At 66.9% G+C, this 26,008-nt stretch carries 26 protein-coding genes; 20 read left to right on the forward strand and 6 right to left on the reverse strand.

Annotation, left to right across the window (positions count from 1 at the left end; all coding sequences use genetic code 11):
* The first annotated feature begins 382 nt into the window (after positions 1-382).
* The 14 genes from AC5P66_RS09395 to AC5P66_RS09460 all read left to right on the forward strand — a co-directional run bounded on the left by AC5P66_RS09395 (position 383) and on the right by AC5P66_RS09460 (position 13,277).
* Complete coding sequence (locus AC5P66_RS09395) at positions 383-913, forward strand: FapA family amyloid fibril periplasmic chaperone (RefSeq protein WP_049438401.1); 531 nt, start codon at positions 383-385, stop codon at positions 911-913.
* Complete coding sequence (locus tag AC5P66_RS09400) at positions 910-1,527, forward strand: FapB/FapC family functional amyloid domain-containing protein (protein WP_049438400.1); 618 nt, start codon at positions 910-912, stop codon at positions 1,525-1,527. The genes AC5P66_RS09395 and AC5P66_RS09400 overlap by 4 nt, the downstream gene beginning before the upstream one ends.
* A 43-nt stretch (positions 1,528-1,570) precedes the next feature.
* Complete coding sequence (locus tag AC5P66_RS09405) at positions 1,571-2,887, forward strand: FapB/FapC family functional amyloid domain-containing protein (RefSeq protein ID WP_111096274.1); 1,317 nt, start codon at positions 1,571-1,573, stop codon at positions 2,885-2,887.
* 99 nt (positions 2,888-2,986) lie between these two features.
* A complete protein-coding gene (locus AC5P66_RS09410; RefSeq protein WP_111096275.1) occupies positions 2,987-3,691 on the forward strand; it encodes a C39 family peptidase in 705 nt (234 codons plus the stop codon).
* 13 nt (positions 3,692-3,704) lie between these two features.
* Positions 3,705-4,454 (forward strand): hypothetical protein, encoded by a 750-nt coding sequence (locus AC5P66_RS09415; protein WP_111096276.1) that lies wholly within the window; start codon positions 3,705-3,707, stop codon positions 4,452-4,454.
* Between the two features lie 49 nt (positions 4,455-4,503).
* On the forward strand, positions 4,504-5,808 hold the full coding sequence (locus AC5P66_RS09420) for a transporter (RefSeq protein WP_111096277.1): 1,305 nt from the start codon (positions 4,504-4,506) through the stop codon (positions 5,806-5,808).
* Between the two features lie 137 nt (positions 5,809-5,945).
* Positions 5,946-7,085 (forward strand): SPFH domain-containing protein, encoded by a 1,140-nt coding sequence (locus AC5P66_RS09425; protein ID WP_111096278.1) that lies wholly within the window; start codon positions 5,946-5,948, stop codon positions 7,083-7,085.
* Between the two features lie 20 nt (positions 7,086-7,105).
* Entirely contained in the window at positions 7,106-8,458 is a 1,353-nt protein-coding gene (locus tag AC5P66_RS09430; RefSeq protein ID WP_111096279.1) for a TFIIB-type zinc ribbon-containing protein, read from the forward strand.
* Positions 8,455-8,712, forward strand: a complete 258-nt coding sequence (locus AC5P66_RS09435; protein WP_049410834.1) for a hypothetical protein — start codon at positions 8,455-8,457, stop codon at positions 8,710-8,712. Before AC5P66_RS09430 ends, AC5P66_RS09435 begins: the two co-directional genes overlap by 4 nt.
* A gap of 210 nt (positions 8,713-8,922) precedes the next feature.
* Positions 8,923-9,507 carry an AprI/Inh family metalloprotease inhibitor gene (locus tag AC5P66_RS09440; RefSeq protein ID WP_111096280.1) on the forward strand — a complete coding sequence of 195 codons (585 nt, stop codon included), beginning with the start codon at positions 8,923-8,925 and terminating at the stop codon, positions 9,505-9,507.
* Positions 9,508-9,576: 69 nt separating this feature from the next.
* Entirely contained in the window at positions 9,577-10,536 is a 960-nt protein-coding gene (locus AC5P66_RS09445; protein ID WP_049438394.1) for a cation diffusion facilitator family transporter, read from the forward strand.
* Between the two features lie 72 nt (positions 10,537-10,608).
* Positions 10,609-11,244 carry a DNA-3-methyladenine glycosylase gene (locus tag AC5P66_RS09450; RefSeq protein ID WP_111096318.1) on the forward strand — a complete coding sequence of 212 codons (636 nt, stop codon included), beginning with the start codon at positions 10,609-10,611 and terminating at the stop codon, positions 11,242-11,244.
* On the forward strand, positions 11,244-11,438 hold the full coding sequence (locus AC5P66_RS09455; RefSeq protein ID WP_111096281.1) for a hypothetical protein: 195 nt from the start codon (positions 11,244-11,246) through the stop codon (positions 11,436-11,438). The genes AC5P66_RS09450 and AC5P66_RS09455 overlap by 1 nt, the downstream gene beginning before the upstream one ends.
* 120 nt (positions 11,439-11,558) lie before the next feature.
* A complete protein-coding gene (locus tag AC5P66_RS09460) occupies positions 11,559-13,277 on the forward strand; it encodes a sensor domain-containing diguanylate cyclase (protein ID WP_495216249.1) in 1,719 nt (572 codons plus the stop codon).
* Here AC5P66_RS09460 and AC5P66_RS09465 read toward each other — a convergent pair whose 3' ends face one another.
* Positions 13,278-14,069 (reverse strand): exodeoxyribonuclease III, encoded by a 792-nt coding sequence (locus tag AC5P66_RS09465; protein ID WP_111096283.1) that lies wholly within the window; start codon positions 14,067-14,069, stop codon positions 13,278-13,280.
* A 160-nt stretch (positions 14,070-14,229) separates the two neighbouring features.
* On the opposite strand from AC5P66_RS09465, the gene AC5P66_RS09470 reads away from it, so the two are divergent.
* Entirely contained in the window at positions 14,230-15,816 is a 1,587-nt protein-coding gene (locus tag AC5P66_RS09470; protein WP_111096284.1) for an alpha-amylase family glycosyl hydrolase, read from the forward strand.
* On the opposite strand, the gene AC5P66_RS09475 is transcribed toward AC5P66_RS09470, so the two are convergent.
* Positions 15,786-16,772 carry a TIGR03885 family FMN-dependent LLM class oxidoreductase gene (locus tag AC5P66_RS09475; RefSeq protein ID WP_111096285.1) on the reverse strand — a complete coding sequence of 329 codons (987 nt, stop codon included), beginning with the start codon at positions 16,770-16,772 and terminating at the stop codon, positions 15,786-15,788. The two genes, AC5P66_RS09470 and AC5P66_RS09475, sit on opposite strands and share 31 nt — an antisense overlap.
* 59 nt (positions 16,773-16,831) lie before the next feature.
* On the opposite strand from AC5P66_RS09475, the gene AC5P66_RS09480 reads away from it, so the two are divergent.
* The 3 genes from AC5P66_RS09480 to AC5P66_RS09490 all read left to right on the forward strand — a co-directional run bounded on the left by AC5P66_RS09480 (position 16,832) and on the right by AC5P66_RS09490 (position 18,782).
* Entirely contained in the window at positions 16,832-17,215 is a 384-nt protein-coding gene (locus AC5P66_RS09480; protein ID WP_049410857.1) for a sensory rhodopsin transducer, read from the forward strand.
* Between the two features lie 100 nt (positions 17,216-17,315).
* The gene (locus AC5P66_RS09485) at positions 17,316-18,182 is read left to right on the forward strand and encodes a glucose 1-dehydrogenase (RefSeq protein WP_111096286.1); all 867 of its coding nucleotides are present in this window, start codon (positions 17,316-17,318) and stop codon (positions 18,180-18,182) included.
* Positions 18,183-18,188: 6 nt separating this feature from the next.
* Positions 18,189-18,782: a mechanosensitive ion channel domain-containing protein gene (locus tag AC5P66_RS09490; RefSeq protein WP_049410863.1), complete on the forward strand. Its 594-nt coding sequence runs from the start codon at positions 18,189-18,191 to the stop codon at positions 18,780-18,782.
* A 258-nt stretch (positions 18,783-19,040) separates the two neighbouring features.
* On the opposite strand, the gene AC5P66_RS09495 is transcribed toward AC5P66_RS09490, so the two are convergent.
* Positions 19,041-20,129 (reverse strand): DNA glycosylase AlkZ-like family protein, encoded by a 1,089-nt coding sequence (locus AC5P66_RS09495; RefSeq protein ID WP_111096287.1) that lies wholly within the window; start codon positions 20,127-20,129, stop codon positions 19,041-19,043.
* A gap of 45 nt (positions 20,130-20,174) precedes the next feature.
* Complete coding sequence (locus tag AC5P66_RS09500) at positions 20,175-20,768, reverse strand: TetR/AcrR family transcriptional regulator (RefSeq protein WP_049438388.1); 594 nt, start codon at positions 20,766-20,768, stop codon at positions 20,175-20,177.
* Between the two features lie 239 nt (positions 20,769-21,007).
* Between AC5P66_RS09500 and AC5P66_RS09505 the strand changes: the two genes are divergently transcribed.
* Positions 21,008-23,203, forward strand: a complete 2,196-nt coding sequence (locus AC5P66_RS09505) for a TonB-dependent receptor (protein ID WP_495216250.1) — start codon at positions 21,008-21,010, stop codon at positions 23,201-23,203.
* A gap of 246 nt (positions 23,204-23,449) precedes the next feature.
* Here the strand turns inward: AC5P66_RS09505 and AC5P66_RS09510 are convergent, their stop codons facing one another.
* Both AC5P66_RS09510 and AC5P66_RS09515 read right to left on the reverse strand, forming a co-directional pair.
* Positions 23,450-23,806, reverse strand: a complete 357-nt coding sequence (locus AC5P66_RS09510; protein WP_099487128.1) for a hypothetical protein — start codon at positions 23,804-23,806, stop codon at positions 23,450-23,452.
* Between the two features lie 458 nt (positions 23,807-24,264).
* Positions 24,265-24,930, reverse strand: a complete 666-nt coding sequence (locus AC5P66_RS09515; RefSeq protein WP_049410879.1) for a TraX family protein — start codon at positions 24,928-24,930, stop codon at positions 24,265-24,267.
* Positions 24,931-25,044: 114 nt separating this feature from the next.
* On the opposite strand from AC5P66_RS09515, the gene pip reads away from it, so the two are divergent.
* Positions 25,045-26,004 carry a prolyl aminopeptidase gene (gene pip / locus AC5P66_RS09520; RefSeq protein WP_111096289.1) on the forward strand — a complete coding sequence of 320 codons (960 nt, stop codon included), beginning with the start codon at positions 25,045-25,047 and terminating at the stop codon, positions 26,002-26,004.
* Positions 26,005-26,008: the final 4 nt, after the last annotated feature.

Here is a 26,008-nt window from a genome sequence, read left to right on the forward strand (position 1 = left end):
CGGACACCGTCGGCGGACTGTCAGGCAATCACCGGCGTGCCGCCCTCCGCCGGGACCTCTACAGCCGCCGCAGCGGCCTTTGATGGGCGGATCCTAGCGCTGCGCTAAACGGCGGCGCAATGAGCGCCGCGTCAAGAGAGCACCGGCTGAAGCGGCATCGTTACAGTCCGCGACGGCACCTGTAACACCCGTGTGACAGTCGGGCGCCCGCCTTGCCCTGCGGCGCTTGGTACAGCGCAATCCCAACATTTTTCCGACGCCGCTGTAACAGCGCGGCAGCAGACCCCCTGCGTCTGCCACCACCTGGCGCCATGGCAGCCAAGCCTTGCAGGGTTGGCACGGTTGATGCGTGGTTCCGCCGCACCCACCACGGGAGATCGGCATGGACGGCATCACCCCCATTCGCGGCCTGCTGGCAACGCTGGCCGTGGCCCTGCTGTCGGTTGGCGCGAGCGCCTCTGCCTCCGGTGCACGCCAGGGCGTGAAGGCTCAACCGGGCGAAATCGTCCTGTTGCGTGATGTGTCCGCACGCCCGGCCTATCGCATGGCACCGCCCGGCATGGCGCTGATCGCCGACCCGAAACCCCAGCGCGAGATCGCGGCGGCCCTCGGTGCGGGTGCCCCGGCAAACGGGATGGACGAGCTGAGCGATGAGGACTACGCAGGCATGGGGGCAGGTCACGCCGCCACAGCCACCACACCCGCAGGCACCACGGTCGAACGTGTGACGCAGCAGGCATTGGGCGGCACGCTCGGCCGCAGCGGTGACGGCATGGTCGGCAGCAGCCTCGGTGGCGCCATGAACGGCCCGCTCGGCGCGGTCGGCAACAGTACCCGCGGCATCGGCGATACCGTGCGCGGCGCTCTCGGCCAGTTCCCGCTGCAGGGCATGGCCCCGGCAGGTGGCAAGTGAGGCGGGCGCACTGGCTGCTGCTGATCCTGCCTGCCACGCCGTTGATCGCGCAGGCCGATGACTACAGCGGCATGCTCGCCTACCTCGACGTTGCCCGCATCGACGGCCATGCACTGGCCGGCGCGAACGGCGCCATCGCGGTCAACCAGGCGGCCGGCGACCTCAATCTGCAGGCCAACCTGCGCGGCATCGCCACTGGCGAACATGCCGACGTCTCGATCGGCAACCGACAACTGCGCGGTGGCGACCGCGTGCTGGGTGCACCGGTTCACGCCACCGCCGTCATCGATGGCAAGGCGCTGGCCGGTGCCAGCGGTATCGCATCCATCAACCAGGCCAGCGGCATCGCCAACACGACGCTCAACGTCGTCAGCGCGACACTGGCCCGACAGGGCATACGCGAAACCGACGATACGGCCTTGGCCGCCGAGGGTTCCGCGTTGGCAGGGGGGCGGGACGACGCCGGTCGCGGCGTCGCGACGGGCACCCGCAGCGCCGGTGTCACCAGCACCGCGCTGCGGGGATTCGACGGGGTCCTGCAACTCAATCAGATCGCGGGCAGCGGCAATGACACGGCCAATGTGCTGGGCCTGGTCGTGCAGGACCGCCCGTGACAACCACCCAACCGATGCACCACCTGATGAGAGAGAGGGCACCATGAAAGCGACCGTCAAACGGACCATGCTCGCCATGGCGATTGCCACTGCCTCGACCGCCGCTGCGGCCAATGGCTGGGACAACCAGAACGCCAACGCGAACATCAACCACACCCACACCGTCAGCGAAACCCGCAACGACACCCACAATCACACCGACAACGACGTGCGCAACCGCACCGTCAACGTCAATGTGCAGAAGCACAGCAACATCCAGGCCGACGAACGCAAGGAAAAGAACAACCACGGCGTCGACGTGAACCTGGAGAAGGACCTGCGACTGGGTACCGACATCAATTTCTCCGGCGACCCGAACATCACCGGCGACATCGACCTCGATTCTGCGGCCATCGCCGTAATCGACAACCGCCAGTCGATCAGCAACAACGCCACCAGCAACAGCCTGGTCACCAACAGTGCCTCCATCGGTGACAGCGTGGGTGCAGGTGCCTCCGGCAACCTCGGCTTCAACGTGGTATCGGGCGACAACAACGCCCAGGACAATGCCGCGTCGTTGTCCGCCGCCGACGCGTCCTTCAGCTTCGGCATGGCCGACGCCGAGGTGTTCGTCAACCAGGCCGGCTTCGGCAACGCGACCATGAACTCCGGCGTCACCAATGCCGCAGGTCTCGGTGGCAATGCCTTCGGCGGTGCGTCAGGCAACATCGGTGTCAACATTGCTTCGGGCAACAACAACGAGCAGAAGAACGCGCTGGCGGCGTCGGTCGCGACCACCGCGGTGGCGCAGTCGAGCATCAGCTCCAACCAGGTCTCCACCGGCAACACGGTCAGCAACGCCGGCTTCGTGCAGTCCTACACCGATACCGTGCAGGTCGGCATGCGTGGCGGCGTCAGCGGCCTGACCCTGGCCTATGGCGCCGGCACCTACCGCGGTACCGGCAACGCCTACCAGATGGCCAACTACTATCTGGATACCTGGAGTGGGGAGCTGCCACACCCGGGTGGCAGCAGCACCGGCCATATCGATCTGGACGACGAAATCCAGAACGCCACGATGAACCCCAACCGGCCGGGGGTGGGTGGCCTGGGCTTCGATACGCGTGAGAGTGGCACCAGCCAGTTCGTCGAACTGGGCGTGGCCGACCTGTATGCCAGCCTCAGCGGCACCGTCAGCACCACGCGATGGGTGAATGTGGATGCGACCAACACCTCGGCGTTGTCCGGCAGTGCCTTCTCCGGCGCCTCCGGCAACATCGGCGTGAACGTGGCCGCGGGCACCGGCAACCTGCAGGCCAACAGCCTGGCCCTGGCAGTCGCCCAGCCCAGCACCGGCGGCGGTGGTGGCAGCGGCGAGTAAGCGCAACACCCCGGCCGTCCGCCAATGGCCGGGTCCCCGGGAGCCCCTGTTCCTCCTCCCCCTTGGGACAGGGGCTCCCCCTTGCTGCCGGAGAATGCGATGTTCGGCCACCGTCTCTCGATACGCCTGCTGGCCTGCCTGCTGTTGCTGGGCGGCGCGTCCGCGCGGGCGGGCGACGTCGGCTTCGCCGGCGTACTGCCCAATGGCGCGCTGCTGCAGCAGAAGGTAGAGAGCATGCAGGAACGGCGCTACCGCAACGTGGTACGCCAGCACACCGATTACAGCTGCGGAGCGGCCGCACTGGCGACCCTCCTGCGCCATGCCTACCACCTGGACACCGACGAGGCGACGGTGATCGAAGGGGTGATGGGGGTGTCCGACCCGGCGCTGGTGGCCGAGCGTGGCTTTTCGCTGCTCGACATCAAGCGCTACGTGGAATCGCTGGGCATGCGCGGGCGCGGCTATCGCATCGATGAGGCACGCCTGCGCACGCTTCGCGTTCCTGGTCTTGTCCTGATGGACGTGCGCGGCTTCCGCCACTTCGTGGTGCTCAAGCAGGTGCGCGGCGGCGTGGTCGAGGTGGCTGATCCCATCCTTGGCAACCGCAGCCTGGCGCTGCCTGAATTCCTCGCCGCGTGGCCATCGCGTGCCGTATTCGTGGTGATCGGCAGTGATTTCGATCGCAACACGGTCCTGCTGCAACCCAGCGAACGGCCCAGCGCCCGCGCGCTCTACGCGCGACAGGGGCCGATCACCGATGCCGAACTGGTCGATTTCGGCTTCAGCCACGCCGACCTGTTCTGAAGGAGGTTCCGCCATGTTCCGCCACCGTCTGTTGATGCTCCTGCTGCTGGCGAGCCCCGCCCTGCCCCTGCAGGCGGCGGATGCTGCGCCGGGACGCGGCCTGAAGGAAATTCCGGATTCCGAACTCAACCTGCTGCGCGGCCGCTACACCGTGGGCGGCAATACCGTCGCGTGGTTCGGGGTGACGATGGTCTCGCAGTGGCAGGCCGCCAACGGAAATGTATTGCAGGGTGCGTTGACCCTGGGCATGGACTTCCGCGGCGGCGGCAGCCCGAAACTGAGCTTCCAGCCCAGCGTGCACGTGACTGCCGCAGACGCGCCGCTGCCGGACACGCAGGGTCGCCTTATCGACAGCAGCGGCCTGGCCAACGCCAGCGGCCTGGTGCAGAGCATGCAGGTGGCCGGCGATGGCAACGTCGCCCGCAATGCGACCACGCTGGTGGTACGCAATGGCGCGGTGCCGGCCCTGCCGGGTGACGGTGCCCATTCGATCAGTGCGCAGGCCGCAGGCCTCTCGGCCTCCGCGGTGCTCGACGGCAACCAGGCACGCCTGCTGTTGCAGGCAGATGGCCAGGGGCTTGTCCAGCAATGGATACGCAACGGCAGCGTCGGCCAGGGCATCGCCCTGGCCGGTGACGGCCAGATCGCCAGCAACCAGCTGCGGCTGGAACTGGTGCGGGATACCGCGGGCGGCAACCTGCCGTTGAGCCAGAACGTGGCCCAGGCGATTGCGATGAACCGCGGCATGGGGCCGGGCCGCTAGCACCACGGCACGGCGTTGGGGGAAGCGCTCCACAACGCAGGACACGAACATGCACACCTTGAAGAGGATCACCCCGTTGGCGCTGGCGGCGCTGGCGGGCACCGTCTTTGCCGCACCACCGGCGGCGGACGATGGCGCCGACGTGCAGGCACTGGCCAACCAGCTGGAGCAGCTCAAATCCAACTACGCACAGGAGGTGCGGCGGCTGCGCGAACTGGACATGCAGGTACAGGCGATGCAGGCGCGATTGAGTGGACGCACGGGGTCCACCGGGCCGGCAACGGCGGCGGCAACGGGCGCGGCAGCCGAGCATGGCTCGACGCTGCAGGCATCGCAGGGTAGCGAGGGCTACGCCAGCACGGCGGCCGAGGCACAGCAGGCGAAGCAGGAATCGCGGCGCAGCGTGGATGATGTGAAACAACAGCAGTCGGCGCTGTTCTCGCGCCGCTTCACCGTCGAGAACAGCCTCACCTACGCCCGCTACGACCGCAAGCAGCTCACTCTCAATGGTTTCCTGGCGCTGGACGCGATCTTCCTCGGCAACATCGCCATCGAGAACGTTGAATCCGATTCGCTCACCTACAACCTGGCCGCGCGCTGGGGTGTCAGCCCGAACCTGACGCTCAACCTGGACGTGCCTTACCTGGCGCGGCGCACCGTCTACCAGAAGGGCGGCGCCGGCGGTGCGGCGGCCGCGATCGCGCAGGAAGAAACCAATGGCAACGGGCTGGGCGATATCGGCTTGAGTGCGAACTACCGTTTGTTCGGCGAACGCGGCTGGCGCCCGGAAACGGTGCTCACCGCCGGAGTCACCGCCCCTACCGGGCGCGCACCCTACGGTCTGGACTGGAAGGTGATCGAGCGCGACGACGATGACTACATCCGCTTCGCCGTACCCAGGGAACAGCCCACCGGCAATGGCGTGTGGCAGGCCAATGTGGGCCTGTCGATGGTCAAGACCGCCGATCCGGCGATCCTGTTCGCCAACGTCGGCTATGTGCATTCGTTCCCGCGTGGTTTCAGTGATATCGACAGCAACCCCGACACGGTCAACCCGGGTGACGTGAAGCTCGGCGGCGCGGTCTACTTCGGCGCTGGCGTGGCCTTTGCGTTCAACGAGCGCACCAGCCTCAGCCTGTCCTTCAGCGACCGCATCAGCGCCCGCGCATCCACCCGTTTCCAAGGCGGGAAGTGGATGAAAGTGATCGGCAGCGACGCCAACGCGGCATCACTGAATCTGGGCGTGACGTACGCGCTCAACCAGCACACCACACTGGTCACCCTGCTCGGCATCGGGCTGACCCCGGATGCACCGGACTTCACGCTGGCGTTCAAGATCCCGTACATGTTGTAGAGACAGCGCCAGGCGCGATCCTGCGCCCCGGCAGGGCCTGGATTCATCTTCCGGCACCACAGCGGTCCCTGCCCGCTGCTATATTCAGCCCAGCTCGGCAGGCATGGTGCCTGCCCTCGAATCACAGGGAGTTGGACATGGGTCTGGTACAGGCGGTGAAGGGTGCGGTCGGTGGTGTGCTGGCCGACCAGTGGAAGGACTTCTACACCGTGCCCACGGGCCTGCCCTCGACGGCGGCCCTGTTCGCGGCGGTGCCGCGCGGCACCAACGCCGGCCGCGGCTCCAACACCAACGGCTCGTCCAACATCATCACCAACGGCTCGAAGATCGTCGTGCCGGAGGGCTACGGCCTGCTGTTGTTCCAGGACGGTGCGATCACCGCGTTCGTCGCCGAACCGGGCGGCTACGAGTGGCGTTCGGACGACCTGAACTCGCAATCGATCTTCGCCGGTGACGGCCTGGTCAGCACCTTCATCAAGCAGAGCTGGGAACGCTTCAAGTTCGGCGGCCAGCCCGGTTCGCAGCAGGCGGCTTATTTCGTCTCGCTGAAGGAGCTGCCGGACAACCGCTTCGGTACCCAGTCGGAAATCTACTGGGACGACGGCTTCCTCAATACCCAGGTGGGTGCAGTCACGCGTGGCTCGTACACGCTGAAGATCGTCGACCCGATCCTGTTCGTGAAGAACTTCGTGCCGGCCAGCTACCTGCAGCCGGGCCAGGTGTTCGACTTCACCGACCTGGACAACGCCGCCGCCAGCCAGCTGTTCAATGAAGTGGTCGGCTCGCTGGCGCCGGCCTTCAGCCTGTATACGAACGATCCGGGCAAGGGCAACCGCATCACCAGGCTGCAGCAGGACTCGCTGGGCTTTGCACAGAGCCTGTCGGCCGCCGTCGAGCAGGGCTACCAGTGGAAGTCGGATCGCGGCCTGGCCATCGTCAAGACCGCCATTGTCTCGATCGAGTACGACGCCAACACCCGCGAACTGCTGAAGACCGTGCAGCGCGCCGATGCGCTGTCCGGCTCGCGCGGCAATTCCAACCTGCAGGCGAGCGTCGCCCAGGGCATCCAGTCGGCCGGCGAGAACGGCGGTGCGGCTGGCCTGGTCGGTGTCGGCATGGCCTCGGGCATGTTCGGTGTCGGCGGCATGCAGCAGCCGGTCACGCCGGCTGCCGACGATCCGGTGGCCAAGCTGAAGAAGGCCAAGGAAATGCTGGACCTGGGCCTGATCACCCAGGGCGACTATGACGCCCTGAAAGCCAAGGCACTGGGCCTGTAACAGCAGGACGCACAACCCACATGTCCGATCCCAGAAACGGCCCACCGCCGCTGCCCGGATCCGCGCCCGCAACGCCGCCGCCCTTGTCGGCGGCGTCGTTGGATGGGCCCGGTTCGCCGCAGGACGTCCCTCCCCTGCCCGGCAGCTTCCCGCTGGACACCTCGAAACTGCCTCAGGCCATCCGCGATGAAGTGGAAGCGCCCGATCCCGTGGCCATCGATACCTCGGCCAGCGAGCTGAAGGACGGCCTCAACCGCTGCCCGAAGTGCGGCGCCACCGACATCCGGCCCAAAGCCGGCACCGATATCCTCGTCTGCCTGTACTGCCGTCACGAATGGCATGGCGCGCGGGTCGAGGAGGAATTCGGGCTGGGCGAGGCCATCGACCAGCTGCGTGGCACGGTCATCGCCTCCGGTGCACGCAACATCGATGCCGACACCTCGGCGTTGATGACGTTCAAGTGCACGGGCTGCGGCGCCGAAGTCACGGTCAACACCGAAAGCACGATGACGGCGCGCTGCCACTGGTGCCGCCACGTCTTCGGCGTCAACGAACAGATCAGCAATGGTGCGGTGCCCGACGCGGTGCTGCCCTTCCACATCAAGAAGGACGATGCGGTCGCGCGCATCCGCCAGTTCGTCGACAAGCGCCGCATGTTCGCGCTGAAGGCGTTCAAGGAGCAGTTCACCCCGGAAAACGTGGTGGGCGTGTTCCTGCCCTACATGATCGTGGACAGCAACGTCAGCGCGGCCGTGGCCGGCAAGGGCGAGATCCAGACCCGGCAATACACGGTCGGCACCGAGAAGAACAAGCGCACCCTGTACGACGCCGATGTCTACCAGGTCGAACGCCAGGTGGATTTCACGGTTGATGACCTGCCCCTGGAATCCTCGGCCGAGCGCGGCAATCTGGATACCCGCGCCAACACCAACAACATCATCAACACCATCCTGCCGTTCGACACCAAGAACGCGGTGAAGTGGAACGCCTCGTACCTGGCCGGCTTCACCTCTGAAAAACGCAACCTGGATGTGGAAAAGCTGCGGCCGCGGCTGGAAGACCAGCTGCTGTCGATCGCCCGTGCGCAGGTGGAAGGGTCGGTGAGGCGCTACAACCGTGGCGTGCGCTGGGAACAGGAACAGCTGGAGGTGCATGGCACTCGTTGGGTTTCGATGTACCTGCCGGTGTGGTTGTACTCCTACCACCAGCCCGGCAAGAACGGCGGCATGCTGCACTACATCGCGGTGAACGGCCGTACCGGCGAAACCATGGGCAGCGTGCCCGTGCAGCAATGGAAGATGCTGCTGGCGGCCCTGGCCGCCGGCACCGTCATTGAAGCCCTCGCAATAGCCTTCCTGGTGGCATCGACATGAGCGACGACAGTGGCCTCTGGCTGTTGGCGGCAGGTCCAGCCGGCGCAACCGCGCTGTACTGGGCGCTGTACCGCTATTACCGCAACACCGACAAATCGCACTCCTTCGAGCACGAGACCGCCATCGAAGCCAAGCCGGTCACCGGCTCGGACCAGCAGGTCGGCCGGGTTACCGGCACCGAGGAAAAGCGTATCCGCGGCGACAATGTGTACGAGTACCGGAAACGGGTCGCTCGGGTGAAACCCGAAGAATAGAGCGAGGCCGTGCCTGGCTGCGGGTCGTGCCGGCCGCTGGCCGGCATGCCTTCGGCCTCTGGGCGCCAAAGAGGAGCCGGCCAGCGGCCGGCACGACCCGTCAGCGAACAGCGCCGACTCTTGGCACGCCCGCCCCTGGGCGCGTCCTCACGCCGTCTCCCGCCCCACCGGCTCGATACTCGCGCGGTCCACCCTGCCGAGGATCCTGCGATGGCCGCCGTTCCTGCCCGTGCCTGCCTGTCCGTCCTGTGCTTCCTGACCCTGCCCGCCCTTGCCCAGGACGCGTCGTTCGGCTTCGGTGAACAGGCCACCCGTACCGAGCAGACCACGCAATCCAGCAGTACCCAGACCCAGAGCAGTGGCGCGGTGACCACGCAGACCACCACCAGCGGCAGCTCGCAGTCCGAGTCGCGCAGTGAAAGCAAGGGGCTGGACGTGGACTTCGGCTTCCACGACAACAACGATGACTGGGACCACGACCGCCAGCGCGGCGGCCGCGGCGTGCGCGAAGGCGATCTGTTCGGCAGCTGGACGCTGGGCCAGGAGAACGGCAGCACGTGCACCATCGAACTGAAGAGCATCGAGTGGTTCGGTGGTTACAGCGCCTACGTTCCCACCGGCTGCCCGGACGGCTTCTTCTCGGCCAACCGCTGGGTGCTGTCGGGCAACCAGCTGCTCCTCACCGATACCAGCAACACAGTGTTCGGGCGCTTCCGCGCGTCAGGCGGTGGCCGCTGGTCCGGGTTCCGTGAATCCGACGGTGCGCGGTTGTATCTCAATCCGAAGGGGCGTTGAGCGTAGCGTGCACGCAGCGGGCACGCGGCGACCGCGAAGATCAGGCGTCCGCCCCGCCCGCTCACCGAAATGTCCGCTCCCACTGGTTCCCGCCTTGTCATCTATGCCGCGCTCGCGGGCAACCTCGCCATTGCGATCGCCAAATTCATCGCCGCTGGCATCTCCGGCAGCTCGGCCATGCTCAGCGAGGGCGTGCATTCGCTGGTCGACACACTGAATGAACTTCTGCTGCTGTACGGGCTGCGCCGTGCCGGCAAGGCGCCGGATTCCCTGCATCCGTTCGGCTATGGCCGCGAGCTGTACTTCTGGAGCTTCATCGTCGCCCTGCTGGTGTTCGCGGCCGGTGCCGGCGTTTCGGCCTACGAGGGCATCCAGCACATCCGCAGGCCGGAGCCGGCCACCAACCATGCGTTGAGCTACAGCGTGCTGGGCATTTCCATCCTGTTCGAGGGTGCCTCCTGGTGGGTGGCGCTGCGCGAGTTCCGGCGTACCAAAGGCAAACTTGGCTACTTCGAAGCCTTCCGCCGCAGCAAGGATCCTTCCACCTTCACCGTACTGCTGGAAGACAGCGCTGCGTTGCTCGGGCTGGGCTTCGCACTGATCGGCCTGGTGGCCGCGCAGGTGCTGGACATGCCGGTGCTTGATGGCGTTGCGTCGCTGTGCATCGCCGGCGTGCTGGCCGCCACCGCGTTCCTCCTGGCCCGTGAGACCAAGGGCCTGCTGGTCGGAGAACCTGCCCATCCCGCAGTGGCCGAGCGGATCATGGCGGTGGCCGAAACCGATCCGGATCTGCGCCGCGCCAATGGCGTGACCACCATGCAGATGGGCCCGGAACAGGTCGTGGCCATGCTCAGCGCTGAGTTCGAGGATGACCGCCGGACCCCGCAGATCGAAGCCTGCATCACCCGCATCGAAACGGCGGTGAAGCGCGAGTATCCGGAACTGGTGGCACTGTTCATCAAGCCGCAGACGCCGGAGGTGTATGCCGCCCGGCGCGCTGCATTGGCCGCACCGCCTGCGCCGGAATGACGCGGCGTCTGCGCCCGTTTCACCTGATCGATGCCACAGTGCCACGGTATTTCACCCGAGCCTGCCACCACCGTGCCGGACTGGTTGCCCGCCTCCCTGCAGATCCTGCCGCGCCGCTTCTACCGGCGTCCATCGACCGACGTTGCGCCGGAGCTGCTCAACAAGCTGCTGGTGCGCGACGATGGTCGCACTGGCCGCATCGTCGAGGTTGAAGCCTATGCCGGCAGCGACGATCCCGCCGCGCACTCCTATCGCGGGCCAACGCGGCGCACGGCCAGCATGTTCGGTGAGGCCGGCCACCTCTATGTCTACTTCACGTACGGCATGCACTGGGGCAGCAACGTGGTCTGCGGAGAGGTCGGTGAAGGCGTGGCGGTGCTGCTGCGGGCCGTCGAACCGCTGACGGGCCTGGAGCGCATGCACGAGCTGCGTCCCGCCGCGCGCCGCGACCACGATCTGGCCAGCGGCCCCGGCAAGCTCTCGCAGGCATTCGGGTTGGACCGCAGCTTCGACGGCGCCGATCTGGTGACAGGCAGCCATGGCATCGTGATCGCCAGCGATGGCACCCCGCCTCCGTCCGACCCGGAAGTTGGTCCACGGATCGGAATCTCGCGCGCCGTCGATTTCCCCTGGCGATGGCACGTCCGCGACCACCGTCACGTATCGGTGCGGCGACGCCGCATCTCCGCCCCCGCGAGGAAACCCTGATGACACCTCTCGACAAGCCGTTGCGACGCGAACTGGAGATCGATGGCCAGCCCTACACCCTGACTGTGGCCCCTGACGGCCTGAAGCTGGTGGAGAAGGGGCGACGCAAGGGCATTGCGTTGCGCTGGCAGGATCTGGTGTCCGGAGACGCGGCGCTGGCAACCGCATTGCAGGCGTCGCTGCGCGAGCACTGAACCGGCGCGCCCGCCTCACATCGGCATCACCCCGCCATGGCGATACATAACGCCGTGCGCACTAGCGTAGTCCCAGACAGCTGCCGCAAGCGCCCTCGCCACCCAGCCCTGAAAAGCGCCATGGACGAAGCCGAACGACTGCTCGAAATCGAACGACTGCACCTGTTGGATACGCCGCCGGAGCCGGTGTTCGATGCCATCGTCGCCGCCGCCCGCGCCGCAACCGGCATGACCATGGGCCTGATCAGCGTGGTGGCCGAAGACCGCCAGTGGTTCAAGGCCAACATCGGCCTTGAGGGCGTCAGCGAAACGGCCCGCGAAATTTCCTTCTGCACCCATGCCATACGCCAGGACGAGCTGTTCGAGATACCCGATGCGCGCCAGGACCCACGTTTCTCCACCAATCCGCTGGTGACAGGTGGGCCGCGCATCCGCCACTACGCTGGCATCCCCCTGGGCTCGGCGCACGGCGCACGTATCGGCACGCTGTGCCTGCTCGATCCGATGCCCGGCGTGCTGTCTCCGTCCCAGCGCGAACTGATGGTGCACCTTGCCCGGGTCACCACCCAGGTGCTGGAGCAGCGCAGCACGCTGATGGCACAGGTGGGCCAGGCCAAGGCGCTGCATCGCGAGCTCAAACGCAGCGAAGACTTCCTGGAGCGCACCAACCGCGCCGCCCGGGTGGGCGGCTGGGAGATGGACCTGGTGACCAACGAAGTGCGCTGGACCCGCGAGACCAAGCAGTTGCACGGCGTGCGCAGCAACTTTGAACCGACGCTCGACACCGCGCTGTCGTTCTATCGCGAAGACAGCCGCAACATCATCCGGGCAGCAGTGCAGCGTTGCATCGACGAAGGCACGTCCTGGGAGGTGCAGCTGCCAATGACCACCGCCGACGGGCGCGCGATCTGGACCCGGGTGGTCGGCAGCCGGCAACAGGTCGACGGGCATCCGCGCCTGGTCGGGGCGATCCAGGACATCACGGACGAGCGAGCCGCGCTCGACGCGCTGGAAGCGAGCGAAACCCGCTACCGGCGACTGTTCCACTACAGCCTGGGCCTGATCTGCACCCACACCCTGGACGGCACATTGACCTCGGTGAATCCGGCGGCCGTGCAATCGCTGGGTTTCGAGGAAAGCCAGATGGTCGGGCGCAGCCTGTGTGACCTGATGCCGCCGGAAAAACGCGAGGGCTTCAAGGCCTACCTCGCTCGGATCCAGGCAAACCACACCGACGCCGGCGTGATCGAGCTGATCGCCGCGGAGGGAACGCGCCACTACTGGGCGTATCACAACGTGCTCGACAACGAAGCCAGCCCGCCCTACGTGCTGGGACATGCTCAGGACGTCACCGCACTGCGGATGCAGGAGCAGCAGCTGCGCGAGATGTCCTTCAAGGATCCGCTCACGCAGTGCTACAACCGGCGTTACCTGCACCGGCTGGATGAACTGATTGAAGAGCGCTGGGCCTGCGTGATGTTCGATCTGGACCATTTCAAGCACATCAACGACACCCAGGGCCACAGGCGTGGCGACGTCGTCCTGGTCGAGTTCGCCACGTTCCTGCGCTCACCGCTGGGCAAGGAGGAGACGGTGGTGCGACTGGGCGGCGACGAATTCATGGTGGTACTGGTTGCGCCTGCGGACGGCCGGTTGAGCGAACTGGAGCATTGGTACCAGGACCACGCCGCGCTCTCGCCCAGCGCGTTCTCGATGGGTGCGGCCATCAGCACGCCCGGCGAGCCGGTGGCCGACACCATCCAGAAAGCGGACAGCCGCCTGTACCGCACCCGCGCACGGGTACGCCGCGAGCGACGCGAAGACCCAACCGCGCGTTGATCACGCGCTTACCGTCACCCACGCCGGCGCGTGGTCGCTGGCCTTTGCCTGCAGGCGTACCCAGCGGTCGACGCCAGCGTCCTTCAGTCGCTCCGCCAGTACGGGGTTCAACAGCAGATGATCGATGCGCAACCCACGGTCGCGCTCGGCATGCTGGCGGAAATAATCCCAGAAGGTGTAGATCGTGGCGTTGCCGTGCACCTTCCGCAACGCATCGGTCCAGCCCTGCGCCAGCAGCCGTTCAAAGGCCTCGCGCACCTTGGGCTGGAACAGCGCATCGCGGCGCCAGGCCTTGGGGTCGTAGACGTCGGCTTCGGTGGGAATCACGTTGAAATCACCCAGCAGCAGCGCCGGGTGCGGCAGCTCGACCAGGCTGCGCGCATGCCGGATCAGGCGCGCCATCCAGCGCAGCTTGTAGTCGAACCTGGGCCCGGGCTGCGGGTTGCCGTTGGGCAGGTAGAGGGCACCCACGATGACCCCGTGCACCGCCGCCTCCAGGTAGCGGCTCTGCGTGTCGCTGGGCTCGCCGGGCAATCGACGGCGGCTCTCGACCGGCGTGGCCCCCCGTGCCAGCAGTGCCACGCCGTTCCAGCGCGCCTCACCTTGCCAGAGTGCACCGTACCCAGCCTCCTCCAATGACGCAGCCGGAAACGCGGCGTCGGTCGCCTTCAGTTCCTGCAGGGCAACCACGTCCGGCGATTCCCTGTGCAGCCAGTCCAGCAGCTGTGGCAGGCGCGTGCCGATGCCGTTGACGTTGAACGTGGCAATACGAAGCGTCTTGCGTCGGGCCATGCAGGAAGCCTCCTCGGCGCCGGGAATGAGCGTTCACTGTGCGCGCCCGCGCATGCAGAGTCCGTGGATGCCATGTCACGACAGGGTGCCGTCCGTTTCACGAACCGCTGCCACGCGCCACAGCAGGCTGGTCATCCGTGGACAGTGACGGAGAAGCCCCATGGCGGTGCGCCCGCTTCGCGCGATCTACCAGGTCGACCCCTACCTGTTCCGCGACAGCGACGGCCGCGGCTGGGGCACGCTGGATGGCATCACCGAAAAGCTGGACTACCTGCAGTGGCTCGGTGTCAGCCACCTGTGGCTGCTGCCGTTCTACTGCAACGCCGGCCGTGACGGTGGCTACGATGTCACCGATCACTACCGCATCGATCCGCGCCTTGGCGACCAGGCCGCGTTCCAGCACCTGGTCGATGCTGCCGACGCACGCGGTATCGGCATCATCGTCGAGCTGGTGATGCAGCACACTGCCAGCGCCCACCCGTGGTTCGTCGCCGCGCGGCGGGGCGACCCGGCATGGCGCCGCTGGTACCTGTGGAGCGACCACGTGCCCGACGACGGCCTGCAGCCGATGTTCCCACCGATCGAGGCGTCTGCCTGGACATGGGACGCCGAGGCCGGCGCGTTCAACCGTCACATGTTCTACCGGCACGAGCCAGACCTGGAGTTGGCCCATGCGCCGGTACGCGACGAACTGCTGCGGATGATGACGTTCTGGATGGAGCGCGGCGTGGCCGGCTTCCGCGTGGATGCGGTCCCGTACATGGTCGAGCGCGCCCGCCACGCCGACCCGCGCGACGACGGGTTGTGGCTGCTGGAGGAAATGCGCGCCACGGTAGATGCGCAACAGCCAGGCCTGCCGCTGATCGGCGAAGCGGATGTCAGCGCGCCCCGCTACGGTGACTTCCTGTGCCAGGGCCGGCGGCTTTCGCACCTGCTCGACTTCCATCTGAACAATCATTTCTTCCTGGCCCTGGCGCGCGGCGACGCCAGTGAAGTGGCCCGGGTCATGGCCGAATACGGACCGCAGGCGCCGCCGCACACGCGCATCGCCTGGCTGCGCAACAATGATGAGCTTGACCTGGAGCAGCTTGAGCCGGACGAACGCGAGGCGGTGATGGAGCGCTTCGCGCCCGAACCTGGCATGCGCATCTATCGCCGCGGCATCCGCCGCCGGCTGGCGCCCATGCTGGACGGCGACACCGCGTGGCAGGCCATGGCCTGGGCCGCACTGCTGTCGCTGGGTCAGGTGCCGGTGATCCGCTATGGGGAAGAGATCGGCCTCGGTGACTGCCTGGAGCTGCCAGAACGCAATGCCGTGCGGATGCCGATGCACTGGCACGGTGGACCAGCGGCGGGGTTTACCGATCAACCGCGGCATGCCTGGCGCGTGCCTCCGGCAGACGGCGCTTACGGTTACCGGACGGTGAATGTCGAGGCGCAACGCGCGACGCCCGGCTCGCTGCTGCAGCGCGTGCGCGAGCTGCTGCAGCAACGCAATGCACATCCCGTGCTGCAGCAGGGTCCTCACACGCTCGACCCACCTTCACCTGCGCTGCTGATGCTCCGCTACGGCGAGGCCCCCCACCAGGCACTGGCACTGATCAACTTCGGCGACGACCCGGTTGAGGTAGAGGTGCCCCTGCACGGCCCGCTGCGTACGCTGGTGGGCCACGGCGCCAGGCTGCAGGATCGCCGCTGTTGCCTGCAGGGCCATGGCTATACGTGGCTGGCCGCCGAGGGCGCCTGAGTGCGCAGCGCGGGCAGCACGTGTTCGGCGAAATCATCGATGAAGCGGTCCTGCTCGCGGTTCACGTTGTGCAGATAGATGCGATCGAAGCCCAGTGACTGCAGTTCCTGCAGCCAGGCCCGGTGCTGGCCGAGATCCGCCGAGACATGCACGTGCTGGCGCAGCTCCTCGGCACTGACCGACCGGGCCTGTGCCTCGAACTGCTCGGGCTGGTCCAGGCCTTCGGCCAGTTCCGGTGGCAGGACATTGGCGCTCCACTGCTCCATCGCGCCTTCCAGCGCCGCCTGTTCGGCACGCGCGTAGGAGAGCTTGGCCTGCAGGTACATCGGCTTGCCCCTGCCACCGCCCTGTTCGAACGCCGCCACCACGCGCTGCAACTGCGCCAATGGCTGGCTGATCGTGATCAGGCCGTCGGCCCAGCCCCCCATCCAGCGTGCGGTGTCCTCCGTGACGGCTGCACCCAGCAGCGGCAGGGGAAGTGCCGGCCGGCTGTACAGTCGCGCCTGGCGCACTTGGAAGCCACCGTCGTGGTCGACCTGCTCGCCGCCCCACAGCCGCCGCATCACCTCGGCCGCATCGCGCAGTGCCCTCTGCCGCTCCCGCTTGGCTGGCCACGGCTGGCCGGTGATGCGCTCGTTCAGGGCCTCGCCGGTACCTAGCGCCAGCCAGATCCGGCCCGGCGCCAGCTGCTCCAGCGTCGCCGCTGCCTGTGCAACCAAGGCCGGGTGCTGGCGCAGCATCGGGCACGTCACCATGCCCAGGGTCAACGCGCTCTGCACCGCCAGCGCGCCGGCCCACACCCAGCTGTGGCCCGACTGCCCTTGTGCGGTCGTCCACGGGTGGAAATGGTCGGAGCACATCAGGGCCTCGAATCCCGCCTGTTCGGCGCGCAGCGCCAGGCCCAGCAAGGTGGCGGGCGGGAACTGTTCATGCGATGCGTGGTAGCCGATGGTCATCACGGATTCCGTGCGGGGACTGGACACGATGGCAACACCCCTCCAGCTAAAACGGCGTCATGGAAACGAACGCTTCCTGCATCGGGCATCGACGCTGGGCTATCGCCGAAGGCTACATTCCAGCCTGGAGCAACGGCCCGTCACCGGAGATGCAGAGTCACGAAACATGCTGCGTCCTCAATGCCGGCAACGAGGACGCACATGTCACCCTGACCCTCTACTTCGAGGACCGCGATCCGGTGGGCCCCTACCGGATCACGGTGCCGGCGCGGCGCACCTGCCATCTGCGCTTCAACGATCTGCAGGATCCGGCACCTGTGCCGCGCGGCACGGGCTTCGCCACCCTCGTCGAATCCGACCAGCCGATCATCGTGCAGCATACGCGGCTGGATTCACGGCAACCGGCCAACAGCATCATGACCACCATCGCGCATCCATTGTGAAGCCGCGCGCGCAGGCGTCCACGCTGCAACGACACCGCGCCCTCCAGCCGTTTACCCGCTTGGAGGGAGACTGGCGCCAGTTTCCTTTCGGAGAGTGACGATGGCCCTGCCCGATTACCCACGCCCGCCCTTCCCGGCCCAGCAGCAACCCTTCCCCGGCAAGACTGCGCAGATGCAGCCCCGGCCGGACCATGGCGAGGACAGTTATCGCGGGCATGGCCTGCTGCAGGGCAAGAAGGCACTGATCACCGGCGGTGACAGCGGTATCGGCGCGGCGGTGGCGATCGCTTTCGCGCGCGAAGGCGCCGACGTTGCCATCGCATTCCTCGATGGTGAGCAGGACGACGCCCGCCATGTGCAGCAGCAGATCGAACAGGCCGGGCGCAAAGCCGTGCTGGTACCGTGTGACGTCAGTGACCCGGCACAGGCGCGCTCGCTCGTAGACCGCGTGGCCAGCGAGCTGGACGGTCTCGACATCCTGGTGAACAACGCTGCCTACCAGCGCTACTACGAGCACTTCGACGACATCACCCTGGATGACTGGAAGCGGACGTTCGATACCAACGTCCATGCCGTGTTCAATCTTACCCGGCTGTGCGTCCCGCACCTGCGCGGTGGCGGTGCGATCATCAACACCGCATCGGTCAATTCCAAGCGACCGACGCCGAACATCCTTCCCTATTCTGCAACCAAAGGTGCCGTCGCCAACCTGACGCTGGGGCTGGCCGGCCTGCTCGCCGAGCAGCAGATCCGCGTCAATGCCGTGCTGCCCGGCCCGATCTGGACGCCGTTCATTCCCGCAGGCATGGCCGCCGAAGAGGTCGAACAGTTCGGCGCGCAGACGCCATTCGGCCGCCCCGGACAGCCGGCCGAGCTGGCCTCGGCCTATGTGATGCTGGCTTCGGACAGCGCCAGCTACACCTCCGGTGCACTGCTGACTATCTCCGGCGGCGCGGCAACACTGTGACTCCTCATGGCCGGATTGCCCGCCTGGATCGAAGACTGGCTGACTGTGGTGGTGCCGGTGGCCGAGGTGCTGGCCATCCTGGGCGTCGCATGGGTGATGGTGCGTGCCCTGGCGTGGCTGCTGGTGCAGGCCCGGCAGCGCGGCAGGCTGGCTCCCGAGCTTCATGTGGGCCTGCGCCGCGGCGGTGCCTTGCTGCTGTATCTGGCGGCTGCGCTGCTGATACTGGAGCGCCTGGGCGTGTCGCGCTCGGTGCTGTGGACCGCGCTGACCGGGTTCATGGCGGTCGGTGCGGTGGCGTTCTTCGCCGCATGGAGCGTGTTGTCCAACCTGTTCTGTTCGTTCCTGATCGTCGCTACGCGCCCGTTCCGCATCAATGACACCATTGAAGTGCTGGAAAGCGTGGACAAGCCGGGCTTGTGCGGTCAGGTGGTTGACATCAACCTGATCTACACCACGCTGAGTGATCGTGGCGAAGGCGCGCGTGGTTGCCTGCTGCGCGTGCCCAACTCCCTGTTCTTCCAGCGCATCACCCGGCACTGGGGTGACGGCGGGTATTCCCAGCTGCCGGGAAGCGTGCCAATCAAAGGCAAGGTGCGCTGAGCAGCTGTAGAGCCGAGATCCTATGTTCGGCTTGCTGGGCGCAGCGCTCGGTGCAGCGCGACCTGAACGGAGTGCAGCCGAGCGCGGGCTCGGCTCTACAGGTGCCATAGCGGGCGGCCCTATTCCGCCGCCAGTGCCTGGATAGGGTCCAGCTGTGCAGCACTCTGTGTGCCGGGAAGCAGCCGAAGCCCTGCCCGATCACAGACGAACACACCAACGCGGCCAGCACCCAGATAGGTACCCATGCGCCGCTTGGCGCTACAGGAACTCCGCCATGCGCTGCAACTCGTCGTCCAGCGCGCCACGAAATGCCTTGTCGCGGGCCAGCGACTTGCCGGCATAACCCACGTTCGGCACCAACTCACCGCCGCACACGCTCAGGTTGGCCCAGCCCACCACCTGGTCATGCCACAGCACCGGCAGTGCGTAGTACCCATATTGGCGCTTTGGCGCAGGCGTGTAGGCCTCGAACTTGTACACCCAGCCCCACAGCAACTCGAAGCGGCGGCGGTCCCACACTACCGGGTCGAACGGCGCCAGCAGGCGCACCTGTTCGTCCGATGCATGGCGGCGCGAACGCGGATTCTCGTCCGCCGGCCAGTACCAGGTAGTGCCCTCCAGCGTGCAACTGGCCAGCTGCTGCTTTGCCAGTGCCAATGCCTTGCGGGTCTGCTCGGCCAGGTGGGGGGCACCATAGCCCAGCAGCCGCACCAGATAGGTCAGGCTGGCCGATGGCAGCGGCGCGTACTTGCGCACCACCAGATCAATCAGGGCGGCCGCGCGTTCGACCTGCGACTGCTCGCTGGCATCCGCCTCGGCATGCTCGGCCACGGCGTAGATACGGGTGCCGTTGTCGCGCCGCGCCACGCGCAGCAGGCCACGGTAGTGCATGCCATCCAGCAGATGCGTGCTGGCATTGCTGGTGCCACCCCAGTAGTTGGTTACGCGCCCATGCGCGAACGCCTGGTCGACCTCGCGCGGATGCACACTGCCGCGCTCGCGCACGAACGCCAGCACCTCGGCGGCGCGGCGATGGGTCTCGGCGTCCCATTCACGCTTGGCCACGCGCGGGTGCATCAGTGCCAGATGCTCGCGGGGCAGGAAGCCGTAGTTCACCAGGCAGTCCTCTTCCACCGGCAAGCGGCTGTAGCGCCGCTCAAGATCGCCTGCGCGGTAGTGCTTCACCCGGTGCCGCAGGGTCAGGTCCTGCGCGCGTGCAGGTGCCCGGATCGGGTCGGCCTGCACGAAGCCCAGCTTCCGGATCGCGGTCAGCAGCGTGGTCGGCTTGAACAGGGTGCGCGCCACCGCGTAGCGGCGCAGGTCTTCAAGAGTGGGCGTGACAGGCATGGCCGCATTGTAGATCCACGCCGTGCGTGGATGGGATCACGGTGCTCAGTCCGCGCTCTCCGCGTCCAGCAGCTGCAATGACCCGATCACCAGCGCCTGCATGCCCTGCTTGAACTCGGTGATCACCTGCCCCTCTTCGTCGTCCGCAATCGCGTAGATGGTGTCGGCGCCGGCGATGCAGTAGAAGGCGATCGTGGCCAGCAGCCAGCGCGCCTTGTCCATCGGCAGGCCGAATACCTCGGCCACGTGGGCCTGGTGCGAGGCGATCTTTTCCAGCATCGGCGCGGTCGCCACCGTGCGCCGCAGCAGGTACGGCGGCAGCCCGGGGTGCGCCTTCACCACCTCGCACAACGATTCGACGAAGACCATCAGATAACCCTGCAAGCCGCCCGGCGCATCTGCCGACGCGCGCGGGATCTGCCAGCGCTGGAACACCGCCTCCGCCACCAGGCGCTTCAACGCCTCCAGGTTCGCCACGCGCTTGTACAGCGCCGCCTGGGTTACCGCCAGTTCGGCGGCCACGTTGGCCATGGTCAGGTTGGGCAGGCCCAGGCGGATGCCGATGTCGGCCAGGCGCTCGGGGGTGATGGTCGGCGGGCGGCCGCGCGGCGGCACCGTGGTTTCGCGTTGCGTGTTCATACCCTGCCGAGGGTGCCAGCAAAGGGACCCTCTTGTCCGGTTCGGTCGATTTAGTTTATTTTACTCAACTAATTCGGAATGCGTCCGGTTCGCAACCACCGCGCAGCCCGAACCGAGCCCCAGGCTCACTTCCCGCCAGGTCCCCACCCAGCCGACAACCCTGCGCTGCGCGCTCTTCCCGTGCTTGCCGATGGCAGCGCGCCAGGCGCGCTCGCGCCCAAGATTCACAGGACCCTGGCATGACCACGTACCCCTCCTCTTCCCCGCAGAACGGCGCTGCCGCCGCGTCATGCGGCCACGCGCATCTGCACGGCCTGGCCCGGCGCCACCGCGCATCGGCGCTCGCGCTTGGCCTGCTGGCATCATGTGCCGCGCTGGCCGAAACCGCGCCATCCACCCTGCCCTCGGTGCAGGTGCAGGAACAGCGCCGCGTGACGGGGGACTATGCCGGCGGCCAGGTGGCCGCTGGCGGCCGCGTCGGCCTGCTCGGCGACAAGGACTTCATGGATACGCCGTTCAATACGGTCAGCTACACCGAATCTTTCATCCGCGACCGCCAGGCCAAGGACCTGACCGACGTCATCGCCGCCACCGACCCCACCGTTTTCAGCAACGGTGTTACCGGTGCGTGGAGCGAGAACTACGCGATCCGCGGCTTCGCCTCCAGCACCAGCGACACCACCTTCAATGGCCTGATCGGCATGGCGCCGTACTACCGCACCTCACCGGAGATGTTCGAACGCATCGAAGTGCTGAAGGGCCCGTCCGCACTGCTCAACGGCATGCCACCGGGTGGTTCGGTCGGTGGCAGCGTCAACCTGGTGCCCAAGCGTGCAGGCGAGCAGCCGCTGCAGCGGGTCAGCGCCAACTTCGCCTCCGATGCGCAGTTCGGCACCCATGTGGACATCGGTCGCCGCTTGGGCACCGACAAGCAGTTCGGCATCCGCTTCAACGGCGCCTACCGTGATGGCGATGGCGCCGTGGGCAAGCAGCGCAAGAAGGTCCAGCTCGGTTCGCTGGCATTGGACTGGCGCGGCGAACGTGCGCGGCTGTCGGCCGATCTGTACAGCGCCGACGACCGCGTTGATGGCCCCGCGCGTGGTGTCGGCCTCGCGCCGGGCGTGGCCATTCCGCGGCCGCCGCGTGGCGATACGCTGATCAATCCGGACTGGGCCTACGTGGACAGCCAGGACAAGGGCGCGATGCTGCGCGGCGAACTGGATATCAGCGATACCCTGATGGCCTACCTGGCCTACGGCACCAGCAGGACCGATTACCGCTACAACGGTTCGATCAGCGCGCAGACCCTCAATCCGGCCGGCGACTTCACCACGGTGATCGGCCAGCTCGCCTTCGATATCAGGAAGCAGTCCGCAGATGCCGGCCTGCGCGGTTCGTTCCACACCGGCAGCGTCGGCCACCAGTGGGCTGCCAATGTGACCCACTATCAGCACACCCAGAACGACTACGGCCGCCGCAGCGTGCCGGGCTGGGACTGGACCACCAACCTGTACAACCCGGTGTGGGGCCCGGCCGCGCCGTTCGTAGCGCCGCACATCTCGCATAGCGAACTGCGGCTGGACAGCATCGGCGTTGCCGATACCCTGTCCTTCGCCGATGACCGCGTGCAGTTGACGCTGGGTGTGCGCCGCCAGCAGGTGGTCAGCGAGACCTTCAACGTCGCCAGCGGTGCACGCACCTCGCGCTACGACGAGAGCGCCACCACCCCGGCAGCGGCCCTGCTGGTGAAGGCGACCGACACGGTCTCCCTCTACACCAACTACATCGAAGGGCTCAGCCAGGGCGCGACCGCGCCGATGACCGCCGCCAATGCCGGCGATGTGTTCGCACCGTTCCGCACCAGGCAGAAGGAGCTGGGCCTGAAGCTTGATCTGGGCAGCTTCGCGCACACCTTCAGCGTGTACGAGATCAAGCGACCGAGCAGTTACACCGACCCGGTCACGAATATCTTCTCGTTTGGCGGCGAGCAACGTAACCGCGGTGTGGAATGGGGCTTCTTCGGCGCACCGATGGACGGCGTGCGCCTGCTCGGTGGCGTGGCCTATGTACAGCCGAAGCTGACCCGCACGGCTGGCGGCGTGAATGAAGGCCGCATGGCCACCGCCGTGGCGCAGCGGCAGGCCAAGCTGGGCGTGGAGTGGGATGTGCCCGCGCTGGAAGGCCTGACCCTGACCGGTAATGCCACGGCGATGTCGAAGCAGTACATCAGTGCCGACAACCGCCTGTCGGTGCCGGGGCGCACGTTGTTCGACGTGGGCGCGCGCTACAGCACCACCGTGGCGGGTCGGCCGCTTGCGTTGCGGGCCAGCGTGAACAACGTGACCAACAAGTCGTATTGGGGCATGCCGTTGCTGTCCAGCCTGGCACTGGGTGCACCGAGGACGGTGCTGCTGTCGGCAACGATGGATTTCTAAGCTGGCGTGGAACCCCTGTAGAGCCGAGCCATGCCCGGCTCCGTTTCGTCTGCTGAGCCGAGCATAGGCTCGGCTCTACAGGTCGTCGGGCAATCCGCGAACGGCATGCATGCATGGCGTGGTTCTACGCTCGTGGATCCTCTGAAGAGCGGAGCCATGCTCGGCTCCGTTTCGTCTGCTGAGCCGAGCGTGGGCTCGGCTCTACAGGTCGTCGGGCAATCCGCGAACAAGGTGTGGATCTGCGTTTCATTCCGGCTGCAGGCGATAGATGGCATGGCTGGTCAACGCCAATGCCGCCAGCTTCAGACCTTCCATCACGCGATCGCCGACGTACTGGTCCGGGCCGCCATTCTGGCGGGCGCGTTCGGCCGCCAGCAGGATCTCCTGCACGATGCGCAGCCCGGCCAGTGCACCGTCGGCGTCGGCCAACGCCAGGCAGCGGCCTGGCAGCTGATGGCGCTCGGGCCAGGGCTGGCCGTCGGCAGCCGCGCCCAACCCGATGCGATGCAGCAGGGCCGTCAGGCTGTTGGGATTAGACGCGATGTCGTGCGCTTCATCGGCATTGGCCGGGGCGCGCTGATGGGGAAACTCCGATGCGTTCATGGCAGGTCTCCGTGCAAGGCATGCGGGACCACCGCCCTTAACAAAGGCGGCGGACGGTACGTGTGTGGAAACCGGTAGCTAAGCGTCATTACCCGGTGGGTTCGCTTGCGCGCACCCCACGTACCGCCCGCCATGGAACGCGAACGGAATGCCAGCCGGCGCCGCGCAAGGCGACGCCGGCTGGCAAGCGTAAACAACGCATAGCTAAACGGGTTTCCACACCCGGCCACCCTTTTCCGGCGGCAATCCATCATGTGCACGACGGGGTGGCAGGCGCCAACAACCCACGTGCAGAGACAGCAACGTTCACGCAGTGGCAGCATTGTCGCATATCGACAATCGAGCCGAAGATTCAACAACTTGCACCATGCCGATGGCGGCATGCTTCACCCCCATCGGCACCGCGCATTCCTTGACCGCATCCGGCATTCAAGACAGGCGACGCGCCAGTTCCGACATTACGCAAGCAGATGGGCAGTCAACGCCAGCACCGCCAGATGTCCCACGTAGTACCCGTAGAACACCCACCGCCAGCGCGGCAGTGGCCAATTCACCCGCGCGGCCAGCAGCACCACCGGAACGGCCAGCAGCGCCCAGCCGTTGTGGTTCGCCCAGCACACCGCCGCAAGCGCGACCAGCAGCGGCCACCACGCGCGATGCCGGAACGCGATCCAGGCCAGCAGCACGGCGCCAACGCCGGCCCACTGGTAGTCCACGAACATCGGCAGCACGCCGGCAGCCATCAACAGCAGCACAGGCCGATGGTTCGCCAGCGCATGCACGGCCACCGCAGCCAAAGTGAAGGTAAGCAGGATGTTGAGCGGCAGCCAGGAACCGAACGCGAAAGCGTGCAACGGCTGGGCGATCAACCCCCATAGCGCGAGCCGGCGCATCGATTTGCGCAGGTCGGCGCCGGGCTGGGCCAGGTTGCAGGCCATCACCAGCGCGAACAGCGGGAACGCGATACGCCCCAGTTCGCTGACCACCGGCACGTAGCCCCCGAACACCACCTTGGCCACGTGGTCGCCGGTCATGGCCAGCAGCGCGATCCACTTCAGCAGCTCGCGCGCGCCGCTGCCGAGGGTGAGGTTGAAGGTGGACGTCCCGGCCGTGGTCGCTTGCATCGCGGAAGCTTATGCGCATCGGCCAGCGCATTTCCAGCGCCGCGCAGGAGCCCGCTGCTGCAAGCCGCAGGTGGCGGCGCTATGCTGGCCGCCCTTGCTTGTGAGACACCCGCCATGCGCACCCTGTACCCGGCCATCGAGCCCTACCGCCAGTTCACCCTGCCGGTGAGCGATCTGCATACCCTGCACATCGAAGAGTGCGGCACGCCACAGGGCATCCCGGTGGTGTACCTGCATGGCGGTCCGGGCGCTGGTATCTCGCCGACCCATCGCCGCTTCTTCAACCCGGCGCGCTACCGCATCGTGCTGATCGACCAGCGCGGCAGCGGCCGTTCCACGCCGTTCGGCGAGCTGCGCGACAACACCACGCAGGACCTGGTAGCGGACATCGAAAAGGTGCGTGAGCACCTGGGCATCGAGCGCTGGCTGGTCTATGGCGGCTCGTGGGGCTCCACGCTGTCGCTGGCCTACGCGCAGGCACATCCCGAGCGCGCCACCGGCCTGATCGTGCGCGGCGTATTCCTCGGCCGCGAAATGGAGAACCGCTGGTTCCCCGAGGCCAACGGTGGTGCGCGCTGGATCTTCCCGGAGCGCTGGGACCGCTATGAGGCCTACATTCCAGAGGCCGAGCGTGGTGACATGATCGCAGCCTACTGGTCGCGGCTGGACAGCGCGGACGAGACGACCCGCATCGAAGCCGCGCAGGCCTGGCTGGGCTGGGAAGACAACGCCGCCACCCTGCAGCACGACGTGGATGCGCAATCCACCGATGATCCGCTGGATACGCTGGCCAAGGCTCGTATTGAAGCGCACTACTTCCGCAACGGCATCTTCCTGGAACCTGACCAGCTGCTGCGCGATATCGATCGCATCCGCCACCTGCCCGGCGTGATCGTGCAGGGGCGCTACGACATCATCTGCCCGCCGCGCAGCGCGTGGGACCTGGCCAAGGCCTGGCCGGAAGCGCGGCTGGAGATGGTGACCTCCGGCCACAGCGCCAACGAGCCGGCCACGGTCGATGCGCTGGTGCGGGCCACGGATGCGTTTGCCGACCGGTTCGGCAACGGCACCTGACCCG

It is taken from the genome of Stenotrophomonas sp. YJH_SMC_122 (genome assembly GCF_059369535.1).